Origin of the sequence: Halomonas heilongjiangensis (genome assembly GCF_002879645.1) — a bacterium.
In the GTDB taxonomy this organism is placed as follows: Bacteria; Pseudomonadota; Gammaproteobacteria; order Pseudomonadales; family Halomonadaceae; genus Halomonas; species Halomonas heilongjiangensis.
In genome coordinates this window covers 14,172-27,045 of record NZ_PNRE01000021.1, presented here as the reverse complement: position 1 = coordinate 27,045, position 12,874 = coordinate 14,172, and the positions used below count along the sequence as shown (strand labels likewise).

Genomic DNA, 12,874 nt, shown 5'->3' with positions numbered 1-12,874 from the left:
CATGCCTGCACCGTTGGAGAGACCTCGCCCATGGCGCCGCCTCATGCCGCCCCGCTGACCTTCCTGTGGCACGACTACGAGACCTTCGGTGCCGACCCGCGCCGGGATCGCCCCTCCCAGTTCGCAGCGATCCGCACCGATGCCGAGTTCAACGAGATCGGCGAGCCGGTGGAGTGGTTCTGCAAGCCGGCCGATGACTTCCTGCCCCATCCTCAGGCCTGCCTGATCACCGGTATCACGCCCCAGCAGGCCAGTCGTCGTGGCTTGCCCGAGGCCGAGTTCGCCGGACGGATCCAGGCGCTGCTGAGCGAGCCGGGCACCTGTGCCCTGGGCTACAACAGCCTGCGCTTCGATGACGAGGTGAGCCGCCACCTCTTCTACCGCAACCTGCTCGACCCCTATGCCCGGGAGTGGCAGAACGGCAACTCCCGCTGGGACCTGATCGATGTGGTGCGGGCCTTCCACGCCCTGCGCCCGGCCGGCATCGAGTGGCCGCGGCGCGACGAGGGCACCCCCAGCTTCAAGCTGGAGGCGCTTACCGCCGCCAACGGCATCGAGCACGCCGGCGCCCACGATGCCCTGGCCGACGTACGTGCCACCATCGCCCTGGCGCGGCTGCTGAGATCCCGCAACCCCAAGCTCTTCGACTTCCTGCTGGGGCTGCGCGGCAAGCGCCAGGTGGCCAGGCTGCTCGATGTGCCGGGCCGCAAGCCGGTGCTGCACATCTCGCGCCGCTACCCGGCGAGCCGCGCCTGCAGTGCCCTGGTGATGCCGCTGGCCGAGCACCCGAGCAACCCCAATGGGGTGATCGTCTATGATCTCTCGATGGATCCCTCCCCGCTGTTCGACCTCAGTGCCGAGCAGATCCGCCAGCGGGTCTTCGTCAGCAACGACGACCTGGCCGAGGGGACCGAGCGTATCCCGCTCAAGGTGATCCATATCAACAAGTGCCCGGTGCTCTTCCCGGCCAGCGCCCTGAAGGACGTGGAAGGGCCCAGCAAGGGCGACTACGGCGAGATCGTGGCACGCCTGGGCCTGGACCTGGCCGCCTGCCGCGAGCACTGGAAGCTCCTCTCTGCCCGGCCCGAGGTCGCCGCTCGGGTCGCCGAGGTGTTCGCCGCGCCCCCCCCGGAAGGCCCCCGGGATCCCGACCTGATGCTCTATGCCGGCGGCTTCTTCTCGCCCTCGGATCGCCAGCAGATGCAGCGGGTTCGCGAGACCGATCCCTGGGACCTGGTCGGGGCGCGTTTCGCCTTCCAGGACCCGCGCCTCGAGGAGATGCTGTTCCGCTACCGGGCGCGCAGCTATCCGGAAACCCTCGAGAGCGAGGAGCAGGTCCAGTGGGAGGCCTTCCGCTGGGCGCGGATGAACGATCCGGCCCTCTCGAGCCTGACGCTGAAGGATTTCGCCCGGGAGATCGAGCGGCTCAACGGGGAGGCGTTGCGTGACCGCGACAGGCAGATTCTCGAGGAGCTGGTGATGCATGTGGAGGCGATCATGCCCCCCCAGGCCTTCGACTGAAGGGTAGGGGGACGAGCGCCCGGCCAATGGCCGGGCGCTGTCGTTGGTGTGGCGGCTGGATGCCGCCGGGATGAGTCAGTCGTCGGCTTCCGGCAGGGGCGCCAGGTGCTGGGTCAACTCGGCCACGTCGCTGGGTTCGTCGCCCGGGTCGAAGGTGACGTTGGCCACGGCGGCCTCGCGCAGCCGCGACCAGGACTCGCGCAGGTCGCGGGCGGTGACCGACAACGCCCGTTCGGCGAGCCGCTCGCGGCGATCGAACCCGGTGTCGCCGAAGGACATCGCCTGCCACAGCCGGGTGGCGCGGCCCGAGAGGCTGGTATCGCGCCGCAACAGGCCGTCGTGTACGGCCTGGCGATAGGGCGCCAGGTCGTCGTCGTCGAGGGCGGTGAGCCGCTCCGCGAAGTCGTCGAGGAAGGCATCGATGCGGGCCTGGATCATCTCGCTTTCGGTATCCGGTGACTGCACCAGCAGGCCGAGGCCCGGCGCATCCATCAGCGGCGAGTAGCCGGCGCTGACCACATAACCGAGCTGCTCCTCGGTGCGCAGTCGCTGGTAGAAGGGCGTCTCGAGCAACTGACCGAGCACGGCCAGCCGTGCCTGGCTCTCCAGCGACCGATCCGGGCCCTGCAGGTAGCGCAGCACCAGCGACTCCTGGCGAGTGGTGACCGGCACCAGCGGTGGCAGGCCTGAATCGGCGCGCAGTGGCACCAGGTCGGGAATCTGTTCCTCGGTCAGGCGGGGCGAGAGGGCGTCGGCCACCAGCCGGGCCTCGCGGGTCGCCAGCTCGACATCCAGGTTGCCTACCGCCATGGCCTCGAGGCGCAGCTCGGCGAGGAAGGCCTCGCGGTAGTCGCGCAGGTCGTCGACCTCGAGTTCCCGACTCGCCTCGAGCAGGGCGTCGGTGGGCCACTGGGGGCGCACCAGGGCCTCGGCGAGGGTGCGATGGCCCTGGCGGTGCAGGGCGGCCTGGGGGGCGTTGCGCCATTCGCGCTGCAGGCGGTAACGCACGCGCTCGAAGGTCGCGGGGGCGATCTCGCCACTCTGCAGCTGTTCCAGCACGCGGTGCATCAACTGGTCCTGGCGGTCGCGCCAGCCGGAGAACGACAGTGTGATGCCGCGGGCATGGGCATAGGCCTCGAAGTGCTGGCCGGCGAGGCGGGCCGGGTAGAAGGCCTCGTTGAGGCTGTCGTCGAGCCAGCCCGCCAGTACCCGGGCCAGGGCGGCGTCACGAGGGGTCGCCGAGGCCTGTGGATGCTGCAGGCTGAAGCGCCACTCCACTTTGGGCGTGTCGAAGGTGGCGTCACTCATGTGCCAGAGCGTGACCCCCGGTTCGTCGATCACCAGGCTGGGCTTGTCGTGCTGCTCCTCGAGCAGCGTCACGTCCTCGGCGATATAGGGGTTGGGTTCGGGGAGTGCCAGGCCGGCCAGGGGGCGGGCCTCGGTCGGCTCGTCGTCGAGCTCGCGCCAGGGGGTCTCGAACCAGGGCGAAACCCGGTCACCCTCCACGTCCGGGGCGCTGTAGAGGCGAATCAGCCGGTCGGGGCGCAGGGCGTCGAGATAGCGCTCGGTCCGCTCGCGGTCGAAGCCGTCCATGCGGTAGGGCGCGTACTGCACGTCCTCCACCGGGAAGCGGGTCAGGTTCATGGCCAGCCGCATGGCGCCGTTGAGCGGCGAGCCGTGCTGCTGGAAGCGGAACTGCTGCTCGGCCAGCCGGGCCTGCTCGTCGTAGCGCCAGGCCTCGAGGCCCGAGTCGCGGATCTGGTCGATGGCGGCGAACAGGGTCGCCTCGATCTCGTCGAGCCGCTCGGCCCCGGCCGGGGTCAGGCTGATGCCCACGCTGAACAGGGCGTGCTGGCCGTCGCCGGGGGCGACGCCGGCGGACAGGCCGTCCGCCCAGCCCGCCTCGCGCAGCACGGCGAGCAGGCTGCCGTCGCCCTCGTGGCCGAGCAGGTGAGCCAGCAGGTCGGCGGGCTTGTGACGGTACTCCTGAATCGGGTCCGGCACCGGGAACAGGAAGCGCAGTTGACGGCTGTCGCGCACCGACTGCACCTCGACGCGTCGCGGCAGGCTGTCTGCCGTCACCAGCGGCGCCTCGATCACCGGGCGCGACAGGCCGCGGTCGGGGATCTCGGCGAAGCGCTCGGTCACCAGTGCCTCCAGCTCGTCCAGGGGCCGCGGGGCGATCAGGGCCAGGTGCATCACGTTGGCGTCGTAGTGGCGTGCATAGAAATCGATCACCCGCTCGCGCAGGGACGGCTCGCCCTCGGGGGGGCTGGCCAGGGTGTCGCGGCTGCCCACGGCGAAGCCGGTGGTGGGGTTCTCCGGGTTGAGCAGTTGATTGAGCACGTCGTTCTCGCGGCGGCTATCGTCCCGGATGCGTGCCATGTACTCGGAGTGGACGATATTGCGCTCGCTCTCGAGCTGGTCGGCGTTGAACAGCGGCGCGACGAAGAAGCGGCTGAAGCGGTCCAGGGCGCCGGGCAGTGCCTCGGGTTCGATGTCGAAGAAGTAGTTGGTGTCCAGCGGGGCGGTGAAGGCGTTGTGGCTGCCGCCATGGCGCGAGATATAACCCTGGTAGGCGTCCGGCTCCGGGAAGGTGTCGGTGCCCAGGAACAGCATGTGCTCGAGGAAGTGGGCCAGGCCGGCCAGGTCTGCCGGGTCCTGGGCGCTGCCGACGCCGACGTTCATCGAGGCGGCGGCCTTGTCGGCCTCGGGGTCGCTGACCAGCAGGGCGGTGAGGCCGTTCTCCAGGGTCAGCGCGCGATACTCCCGCGCATCGTGGGGGCTGGTCAGGGGCGTGGTGACCTCGGCGACGGCCTCCTGCCCGGGGGCCGGCTCACGTGCCACGGCCGAGGGGAAGGGCAGGGCGAGCAGCAGGGCGACGGCGAGGGCCAGCGGGCGTGCTGGCCGACGGCAATCGACAATGGCGCTGAGGGCGGCGATGGGCATCGTCTCTCCTTATCGGGGGTTCCGGCACAGCATGGGGCCGGTGGGGTAGGCGCAGGCCGGGTCCTGGTGCGCGGGATCATTGACACGTCTTGATACCGGAAAGGCGCCCAACAGTTCCATCGGCGCGGTGGTCAGCAGCGACCGCGCTTCCTCGGGAGGCGTCCGTGGCTCGAGCCAGCGCTGGCTGTCGGCGGGCGCGATCACCCCCGGCAGGCGGTCGGTGAGGGGGCCGAGCAAGGCGTTGGCCGGTACCGTGATCAGCGCGAGGGAGTCCGTGTGCTCGGCCAGGCTGGTATGGAAGCGGCACCAGAGTCCCGCCAGCAGCAGCGGGCCCCGGTCGACCCGGGTCACCAGGAAGGGTTGCTTGAAGCGCGCCTGGGCGCGCCAGACGTAGACGCCGCTGACCGGGACCAGGCAGCGCCGGGCCCGGAAGGCCTCGCGGAACATGGGACGGGCCTCCAGCGATTCCGCCCGGGCGCAGTGGGGCGCACGGTCCAGCACCTCGAGCCAGGGCGGTGTCAGGCCCCAGAACAGCCGGGAGAGGCATGGCCGGTCGGCCTCCAGGCGGATCGCCGAGAGCGGCCGGCGCGGCGCCAGGTTGGGGCTGGTCACCAGGGGGGAGTCGATCACCAGGTCGGGCAGCAGGCGCTCGAGGTCGAGGGAGGCGATGTGCAGTCGGCCGGCCATGGGCGCTCCGCGGTCAATGGGGCAACAGGGTACCCAAGTCGAACGGGCGAGAAAAGCGCCGGATCGGTGGCGACTCCGCCCCGGGGTTGCGTTTGCCCGCGGGATGGATAAGCTGTCGAAAACAGTGTTCGATCTGCGCTATCCTAGGTGGACATCGTGCTGTGCCCGGGCGGCGCGCCCCCGTGCCGAGTACCGTCCGTCATCATCTTGCGAGGAAACCGATGGCCCGTCCCAGACAGCATGCGCCCGAGGCGCTACATGCCCAGGTCATGGCGGCATGTGATGCCTGGCTGCAGGAGCATCCTGCGCACACGCTGTCGCTGCGTGCCCTGGCGCGTGAGGTCGGTTGCGCCCCCAGTACCCTGCTCAAGCTCTACGGCAGCTTCGGCAACCTGCTCCAGCACGTCAACATCGAGACCCTGGCACAGTTGCGTGCCGTGATCGAGCCGCTGACCGAGAGCGCTGCCCCGGAACAGCGCCTCAAGGCCCTGGCCAGGGCCTACTGGCAGTTCGCCCAGCGCGACGCCTACCGCTGGCAGTTGCTGTTCGACTATCCGCTGGCCCAGGAGGGCGAGCTCGACCAGCGCCAGAGCGACATGATCGAGGCGCTGTTCCTGCGCGTCGAGGCCACCCTCAGGGAGTACCAGCCGGCGCTGGACGACCTGGAGGCGCGCCGGCTGGGCCGCACGCTATGGGGCAGCGTCCATGGCCTGGTACAGCTCGGTCTCAACGAGCGCCTCGGTTACTGGCAGGGGCAGCAGCTGGAGGTCGGCGAGCTGCTCGATCAACTGCTCCACACCACCCTGGCCGGCCTGAAGCACAGATCCGACGTGACGTGACGATCCTGTTGTGGCTGTTGGTCGCCGGTGCCCTGCTGGCGGGGAGCTGGTGGCTGGTCCGGAAGCCGAGATCGCTCATCCGGCGGCTGGTCTTCCTGGCGGTCTTCCTGCTCTATCGACTGCGACTGCGTGGCCAAGGGCATATTCCCCCTCGCGGCCCTGCGGTAGTGGTCTGCAACCATGTCAGCTTCATGGACGCCATGGTGATCGGTGGCGCCAGCCGACGACCGCTGCGTTTCCTGATGGACAAGCCGATCTACGACTCGCCCTGGCTCAACTGGCTGTTCCGCCTGGTGGGCGCGATTCCCGTGGAGTCGGAGCGGCGCGACCCGGGCAATATCCGCCGCGCCCTGGAGGAGGTCAGCCGGGCGCTGGCCGAGGGCGAGGTGGTGATGCTGTTCCCCGAGGGGCGCCTGACCCCGAACGGCGAGGTGCAGCCCTTCCGGCGCGGCCTGGAGCTGATCCTGGCCCGGGACCCGGTGCCGGTGATTCCCGCCGGGCTGTCCGGCTTGTGGGGCTCCTGGACCTCGCATCACGGTGGCCGCGCCCTGAGCAAGCCGCCACGGCGGTTCCGGGCCCGGGTGGCGCTCTACTTCGGTGAACCCCTGGCGCCCCACGAGGCCAGCCGTCCCCGGGTCGAGGCGAGGGTGCGCGCGCTCAAGGCGCAGGCCGACCAGTGGGCCGAGCGCCGGTCGCGGGAAGCCGTCCAACGGCGTTGATGGCGGCGCCGAGGTTGTCAGCGCTGTCTGGCGGGGCGGCGCGGCAGTGCCCAGCAGCGGGCGGCGGTGATCAGGTTGTCGCGCACTTCGAGGATCTCCATTCGCACGTTGCCGACCTGCAGGCAGGCGGCGCCGTCGGGAAAGGACTCCAGGTGCTCGAGGATCAGGCCGTTGAGTGTCTTGGGGCCGTCGGTGGGGAGCTGCCAGCCCAGTGCCTTGTTGATGTCGCGGATGTTGGCGGTGCCGTCGATGACATGGCTGCCGTCGTCCTGCGGGTGGATCTCCTGGTCCTGTCCCGCCACGTCGGTGGTGAACTCGCCGACGATCTCCTCGAGGATGTCCTCCAGGGTCACCAGGCCCTCTACATCGCCGTACTCGTCGACCACGATGCCGATCCGCCGCTTCTGTTTCTGGAAGTTGAGCAACTGGGTGTGCAGCGGGGTCGACTCGGGGATGAAGTAGGGCTCCCTGGCCTCCTGCACGATGGCGGCCTTGGTCACTTCGTCGCGGGAGAGGAAGCGCGCCGCGTTGCGCAGGTGCAGCATGCCGATGATGTTGTTGATGTCGCCCTTGTAGACCGGCACCCGGGTGTGCTGGCTGGTGCGGATCCGGGTCAGGATCTCCTCCAGCTCATCGTCGAGGTCGATGCCCGCCACCTCGTGGCGAGGCACCATGATGTCGTTCACGGTGACGTTCTCGAGGTCGAGAATCGACAGCAGCATCGCCTGGTGGCGGTGGGGGATCAGGGTGCCGGCCTCGTGGACCACGGTGCGCAGCTCGTCGCGGGTCAGGTTGTCGGTATTCCCGTCGATGTTCTTGACGCCGAGCAGGCGCAGCAGGCCGTTGGAGATGATGTTGACCAGCCATACCAGTGGGTAGAGCAGCCTGAGCAGTGGTTCGAGCACCACGGACGCGGGGTAGGCGATGCGCTCGGGCTTCACCGCGGCGTAGGTCTTGGGCGTGACTTCGGCGAAGATCAGGATGGTGATGGTCAGCAGGGAGGTCGCCACCGCCGGGCCGGTGACCTCGCCGAAATAGTGGATGGCGATGATGGTGGCGATGGAGGCCGCCAGGTTGTTGACGAAGTTGTTGCCGATCAGGATCACCCCGATCAGGCGGTCCGGCCGGGACAGCAGCCGGAGGACGCGCTGGGCACGGGTCTCGCCGCTGCTTGCCTGATGGCTCAGGCGATAGCGGTTGATCGACATCATGCCGGTCTCGGAGCTGGAGAAGAAGGCGGAGAGACAGATGAGCAGGAACAGCAGGCCGAACAGCAATCCCAGCGGGAAGTCGTCGCTCAAGTCGAAGGATCCTCAATGACGTATCAGGCTCGATTTGACGAGACGCGGCCAGGCAGTGTCAAGGCGGCACGTCCTGCCTCAGCCCCGGTTCAGCACGACCTCGAGTACGAACTTGCTGCCGAAGTAGGCCAGCAGCAGTACGGCGCAGCCGCCCAGGGTCCAGCGCACCGCGCGCATGCCTCGCCAGCCCAGCCGGTGATGGCTGAACAGCAGCACCGAGAAGATCACCCAGGCGGCGAGCGAGAGAATCGTCTTGTGAGCCAGGTGCTGGGCAAACATGTTGTCGACGAACAGGAAGCCGCTGGCGATCGACATCGTCAGCAGGGCGAGGCCGGCCCAGATCAGCTCGAAGAGGATCCGCTCCATGGTGGTCAGTGGTGGCAGTGCCTGGACGATGCCGCGGGTATGGTGATGGCGCAATGCCTGGTTCTGCAGGCCCAGCAGCACCGCCTGGGCGGCGGCGATCGCCAGCACGGCGAAGGCCAGCACCGAACTCAGGGCGTGCAGGGCGATGCCCGGCGTCAGGCCGCCCGTGCGTTCGGGGCTGGGCAGGCCCGTGGCCAGCAGCAGTGCCGCGCCGGCCAGCGGGAAGAGGCCCACGGCGGCGTTGAGCACCGGCTTGAAGAGGCTGACCACGATCAGCAGCAGTACCGCCACCGCACCGGCCACGATGGCGCTGGTGGAGAGCCCCGGCAGCAATGCCTGGCCCTGGCCGAAGAGCCCGGCGGCCAGCGGCAGATGGCAGAGCAGCCCCAGCACGCCCAGGCCGCGGACCAGCTCGGGACGCGACGGCACCCGGCGCGCCAGGGTCAGCGCCTGCCAGGAGGCCGCGGCGACATAGAGGATGAAGGCCAGGATGGCCAGGGGAAGCGCCTGCATCGATTGCTTTCCATGCGCCTTCGCGAGCGCCTGATGGTGGTTGAACAGCGTGCCGCTACTATACCCAATCCCCCGGGTTGCGCACAGACCGCGCCGCTTGCCGGTGTCGCGCATGGAGACTCGCGGCCACAGCGCGTATAATCGTTGCCCATATTCGGGCCGTCGTCACTGGAGAGGCCAATGTTCCAGAATCTCAGCGAGCGTCTGTCGCAGACGCTCAAGTCGATCAAGGGTCAGGCACGCCTGACCGAGGAGAACGTCAGGGACACCCTGCGCGAGGTGCGCCGGGCGCTGCTCGAGGCCGACGTCGCGCTGCCGGTGGTCAAGGCGTTCATCGACCGGGTGCGCGAGCGCGCCGTGGGGCAGGAGGTGTCGCAGAGCCTCTCGCCGGGTCAGCAGTTCGTCAAGATCGTCCAGCAGGAGCTCGAGGCGGTCATGGGCGAGGCCAACGAGGGGCTCTCGCTCAAGGGCTCGCCCGCGGTGGTGCTGATGGCCGGGCTGCAGGGCGCGGGCAAGACCACCTCCGTGGCCAAGCTGGCGCGCTACCTCAAGGAGCGCGAGAAGAAGAAGGTGCTGGTGGTTTCGGCGGACGTCTATCGCCCCGCGGCCATCGATCAGCTCGAGACCCTGGCCGCCGAGGTGGGCGTCGACTTCTTCCCGTCGCGCAGCGACCAGCAGCCGGTGGCTATCGCCGAGGCAGCGATCAAGCACGCCAGGATCCAGTTCCATGACGTGGTCCTCGTCGACACCGCCGGCCGCCTGGCCATCGACGAGGCGATGATGGCCGAGATCCAGGCGTTGCATAAGGCCGTGGTCCCCCAGGAGACGCTGTTCGTCGTCGACGCCATGACCGGCCAGGACGCCGCCAATACCGCCAAGGCCTTCGCCGATGCCCTGCCGCTGACCGGGGTGATCCTGACCAAGGCCGATGGCGACGCCCGTGGCGGGGCGGCGCTCTCGGTGCGCCACGTCACCGGCAAGCCGATCAGGTTCATGGGGGTGGGCGAGAAGGTCGATGCCCTCGAGCCCTTCCACCCCGATCGCGTGGCCTCGCGCATCCTCGGCATGGGTGACGTGTTGTCGCTGATCGAGGAGGCCGAGCGTACCGTCGACAAGAAGAAGGCCGAGAAGCTGGCCAAGAAGGTCAAGAAGGGCCAGGGCTTCGACCTCGAGGACTTCCGCGACCAGCTCCAGCAGCTCAAGAAGATGGGCGGCATGGGCGGCCTGCTCGGCAAGCTGCCCGGCATGGGCCAGATGGCCGAGATGGCCCAGGGGCCCGGCCCCGAGAAGGAGCTGGGCAAGCTCGAGGCGCTGATCAACTCCATGACGCCCCAGGAGCGGCGCAAGCCGGAGATCATCAACGGCTCGCGCAAGCGCCGCATCGCCGCCGGTGCCGGCCTCCAGGTGCCCGACCTCAACCGCCTGCTCAAGCAGCACAAGCAGATGCAGAAGATGATGAAGAAGGCGGGCAAGAAGGGCGGCATGCAGAACATGATGCGCGGCATGTCCGGCATGATGGGCGGAGGCGGTCCCGGTGGCCCGGGTGGCATGGGAGGGCCCGGCGGCTTCCCCTGGCGTTGAGCCAAGCCCCGGAAAAAGGTTTCCAAGCGAGGCTGATTTCCGTAGAATGCTGCGTCTTCACTGGCAGGACCGCGACTCGTCGCGGCCGCCGCCATGACCGAATGCCCGAAGCGGGGCCCATGCCCGGCTTCCCGAGCAGCTAAAACCCTAACCGCAACGAAGGACAGACTACGCCATGGTTACCATTCGTCTGGCACGTGGTGGCGCCAAGAAGCGTCCCTTCTACCACCTGACCGTGACCGATTCACGCAACGCCCGCGATGGCCGCTTCATCGAGCGCCTGGGCTTCTTCAACCCGATCGCCCGTGGTCAGGAAGAGCGCCTGCGCGTCGACCTGGATCGCATCGCCCACTGGCAGGGCCAGGGTGCACAGCTCTCCGGCCGCGTCGCCGAGCTGGTCAAGGAAGCGCGCAAGCAGGCCTGAAGGGCCTGACTTGTCTGCCTGAAGGTCCGTCACGGGGTCGTCGATGAGCGATAACGCGCAAGCGCAGCCGAGCGACGATCATGTGGTGCTGGGCAAGTTGACCAGCCCCTATGGTGTCAAGGGCTGGCTCAAGGTGTATTCGTACACCGGCCCGATGGAGGGCATCCTCGACTATGCCGAGTGGGTCCTGCGCCACGACGGCCGGCTCGTTCGCCGGCGGCTGGTCCAGGGGCGCCGGCACGGCAAGGGCCTGGTGGCCCAGCTCGAGGGCGTCGACAGCCGCGAGGCGGCCGAGGCCCTGACCGGTGCCGAGGTCCTGCTGCCCAAGGCGGCACTGCCCGAACTCTCCGGCGATGACTACTACTGGCATCAGTTGGAAGGGTTGAGAGTGGTGACCCGCGAGGGCGTGGTGCTCGGGTACATCGCCTACCTGTTCGAGACCGGCGCCAACGACGTCATGGTCGTGAAGGGACAGGGCGAGGGCGCCGTCGACGATCGCGAGCGGCTGCTGCCCTTCCTGCCCGATGACGTGGTGCTGGAGGTGGATCTCGAGGCCGGCGTGATGAGCGTCGACTGGGACCCCGAGTTTTGAGTCCCGGCCTGGCCTCGGACGCCCCGGGGACGGGGAGTGAGCAGGGCATGTGGATCGGTGTCGTGTCGCTGTTTCCCGAGATGTTCGAGGCGGTCACCCGTCACGGCGTCACCGGGAGGGCGGTGGAGAAGGGGCGTATCGCGCTGGAGTTCTGGAACCCCCGCGACTACGCCACCGACCGCCACCGCACCGTGGACGATCGCCCCTACGGCGGCGGCCCCGGCATGCTGATGAAGGTCGATACCCTGCGCGCGGCCATCCATGCCGCCCGCGAGCGGGCCCGCGCCGCCACCGGCGAGCGCCCGAGGGTGGTCTACCTGTCGCCTCAGGGCCGCCGGCTCGATCAGGCAGGGGTGCGGGAACTGGCCTCTGGCCCCCCCCTGGTGGTGGTGGCCGGGCGCTATGAAGGCATCGATGAGCGCGTGGTGGAAGGCGACATCGATGAGGAGTGGTCGATCGGCGACTATGTGCTCAGCGGCGGCGAGCTGCCGGCCATGGTGCTGATCGATGCCGCGGCCAGGCTGGTGCCCGGGGTGCTGGGTCATCAGGATTCCGCGGTCGAGGACTCCTTCAACGACGGGCTGCTGGACTGCCCGCACTATACCCGCCCCGAGGTGATCGACGGGCGGCGAGTGCCGGACGTCCTGCTCAGCGGCAACCACGGCGCCATCCGGCGCTGGCGGCTGAAGCAGGCCCTGGGGCGCACCTGGCAGCGCCGCCCCGACCTGCTCGAGGGCCGGTCGTTGAGTGACGAGCAGCAGCGGCTGCTCGCGGAGTTCATCGAGGAATACGCCCTGTCCACCAGGTAGGTCAGGGCGGAGGTGCAGGACGCCAACCCCTGAGGGGCGGACCTGTGTCACCCATCAATCTCCCGCGCCATCGAGCCTCGGCTCGGGCGCCGGGATCACGATTCGCCGGCAACGAACCGGATCCGGCGAGTCACGTTATCGAGGAGTCATTGTCATGAGCAGCAAGAACAAGGTGATCCAGGCGCTCGAAGCCGAGCAGATGAGCAAGCAGGTACCGGAATTCGCCCCGGGCGACACCGTGGTCGTGCAGGTCAAGGTCAAGGAAGGCAACCGTGAGCGTCTGCAGGCCTTCGAGGGCGTGGTCATCGGCAAGCGCAACCGCGGCCTGAACTCCGCCTTCACCGTGCGCAAGATCTCCCACGGTGTCGGCGTCGAGCGTACCTTCCAGACCTACAGCCCGCTGGTCGACTCGGTCAGCGTCAAGCGCCGCGGCGACGTTCGCCAGGCCAAGCTGTACTACCTCCGCGAGCGCAGCGGCAAGTCCGCCCGCATCAAGGAAAAGCTGGCCTGAGGCAGAGGCCTGCCGGCTTGCGGTGCCGGGGTTGACGCCCCGCGCCGATCGCGAAACCCCGT

The 12,874-nt window shown here is 68.8% G+C and carries 12 protein-coding genes; 8 read left to right on the top strand and 4 right to left on the bottom strand.

Translation table 11 applies throughout. The annotated features are described in order from the left end of the window. Positions 1-30 precede the first annotated feature (30 nt). Entirely contained in the window at positions 31-1,521 is a 1,491-nt protein-coding gene (sbcB, locus tag C1H66_RS04135; RefSeq protein ID WP_102626649.1) for an exodeoxyribonuclease I, read from the top strand. Positions 1,522-1,596: 75 nt separating this feature from the next. Here sbcB and C1H66_RS04130 read toward each other — a convergent pair whose 3' ends face one another. Both C1H66_RS04130 and C1H66_RS04125 read right to left on the bottom strand, forming a co-directional pair. Beyond that, positions 1,597-4,470, bottom strand: a complete 2,874-nt coding sequence (locus tag C1H66_RS04130) for an insulinase family protein (RefSeq protein ID WP_102626648.1) — start codon at positions 4,468-4,470, stop codon at positions 1,597-1,599. Between the two features lie 9 nt (positions 4,471-4,479). Further along, a complete protein-coding gene (locus C1H66_RS04125) occupies positions 4,480-5,157 on the bottom strand; it encodes an SOS response-associated peptidase (protein WP_102626647.1) in 678 nt (225 codons plus the stop codon). 221 nt (positions 5,158-5,378) lie between these two features. Between C1H66_RS04125 and C1H66_RS04120 the strand changes: the two genes are divergently transcribed. Together C1H66_RS04120 and C1H66_RS04115 are read left to right on the top strand one after the other, a co-directional pair. Then, positions 5,379-5,996, top strand: a complete 618-nt coding sequence (locus C1H66_RS04120; RefSeq protein WP_102626646.1) for a TetR/AcrR family transcriptional regulator — start codon at positions 5,379-5,381, stop codon at positions 5,994-5,996. Further along, entirely contained in the window at positions 5,993-6,715 is a 723-nt protein-coding gene (locus C1H66_RS04115) for a 1-acyl-sn-glycerol-3-phosphate acyltransferase (RefSeq protein ID WP_102626645.1), read from the top strand. Before C1H66_RS04120 ends, C1H66_RS04115 begins: the two co-directional genes overlap by 4 nt. 17 nt (positions 6,716-6,732) lie before the next feature. Here the strand turns inward: C1H66_RS04115 and C1H66_RS04110 are convergent, their stop codons facing one another. Next, positions 6,733-8,016, bottom strand: a complete 1,284-nt coding sequence (locus C1H66_RS04110) for an HlyC/CorC family transporter (RefSeq protein WP_102626644.1) — start codon at positions 8,014-8,016, stop codon at positions 6,733-6,735. 78 nt (positions 8,017-8,094) lie between these two features. Next, positions 8,095-8,895, bottom strand: coding sequence for a cytochrome C assembly family protein (locus tag C1H66_RS04105; RefSeq protein WP_102626643.1), 801 nt, complete (start codon positions 8,893-8,895; stop codon positions 8,095-8,097). Between the two features lie 180 nt (positions 8,896-9,075). Between C1H66_RS04105 and ffh the strand changes: the two genes are divergently transcribed. The 5 genes from ffh to rplS all read left to right on the top strand — a co-directional run bounded on the left by ffh (position 9,076) and on the right by rplS (position 12,812). Beyond that, a complete protein-coding gene (gene ffh, locus C1H66_RS04100) occupies positions 9,076-10,476 on the top strand; it encodes a signal recognition particle protein (RefSeq protein ID WP_102626642.1) in 1,401 nt (466 codons plus the stop codon). A 175-nt stretch (positions 10,477-10,651) separates the two neighbouring features. Then, a complete protein-coding gene (rpsP, locus tag C1H66_RS04095) occupies positions 10,652-10,900 on the top strand; it encodes a 30S ribosomal protein S16 (protein ID WP_102626641.1) in 249 nt (82 codons plus the stop codon). A gap of 43 nt (positions 10,901-10,943) precedes the next feature. Then, positions 10,944-11,492: a ribosome maturation factor RimM gene (gene rimM / locus C1H66_RS04090; protein ID WP_102626640.1), complete on the top strand. Its 549-nt coding sequence runs from the start codon at positions 10,944-10,946 to the stop codon at positions 11,490-11,492. 47 nt (positions 11,493-11,539) lie between these two features. After that, positions 11,540-12,301, top strand: a complete 762-nt coding sequence (trmD, locus tag C1H66_RS04085; RefSeq protein WP_102626639.1) for a tRNA (guanosine(37)-N1)-methyltransferase TrmD — start codon at positions 11,540-11,542, stop codon at positions 12,299-12,301. 154 nt (positions 12,302-12,455) lie between these two features. Beyond that, the gene (gene rplS, locus C1H66_RS04080; protein ID WP_102626638.1) at positions 12,456-12,812 is read left to right on the top strand and encodes a 50S ribosomal protein L19; all 357 of its coding nucleotides are present in this window, start codon (positions 12,456-12,458) and stop codon (positions 12,810-12,812) included. The last annotated feature ends 62 nt before the right edge of the window (positions 12,813-12,874 follow it).

Coding starts and splice junctions, on each gene's coding strand:
- sbcB (WP_102626649.1), top strand. CDS start 31: ATGGCGCCGCCTCATGCCGCCCCGCTGACCTTCCTGTGGCACGACTAC.
- C1H66_RS04130 (WP_102626648.1), bottom strand. CDS start 4,470: ATGCCCATCGCCGCCCTCAGCGCCATTGTCGATTGCCGTCGGCCAGCA.
- C1H66_RS04125 (WP_102626647.1), bottom strand. CDS start 5,157: ATGGCCGGCCGACTGCACATCGCCTCCCTCGACCTCGAGCGCCTGCTG.
- C1H66_RS04120 (WP_102626646.1), top strand. CDS start 5,379: ATGGCCCGTCCCAGACAGCATGCGCCCGAGGCGCTACATGCCCAGGTC.
- C1H66_RS04105 (WP_102626643.1), bottom strand. CDS start 8,895: ATGCAGGCGCTTCCCCTGGCCATCCTGGCCTTCATCCTCTATGTCGCC.
- ffh (WP_102626642.1), top strand. CDS start 9,076: ATGTTCCAGAATCTCAGCGAGCGTCTGTCGCAGACGCTCAAGTCGATC.
- rpsP (WP_102626641.1), top strand. CDS start 10,652: ATGGTTACCATTCGTCTGGCACGTGGTGGCGCCAAGAAGCGTCCCTTC.
- rimM (WP_102626640.1), top strand. CDS start 10,944: ATGAGCGATAACGCGCAAGCGCAGCCGAGCGACGATCATGTGGTGCTG.
- trmD (WP_102626639.1), top strand. CDS start 11,540: ATGTGGATCGGTGTCGTGTCGCTGTTTCCCGAGATGTTCGAGGCGGTC.
- rplS (WP_102626638.1), top strand. CDS start 12,456: ATGAGCAGCAAGAACAAGGTGATCCAGGCGCTCGAAGCCGAGCAGATG.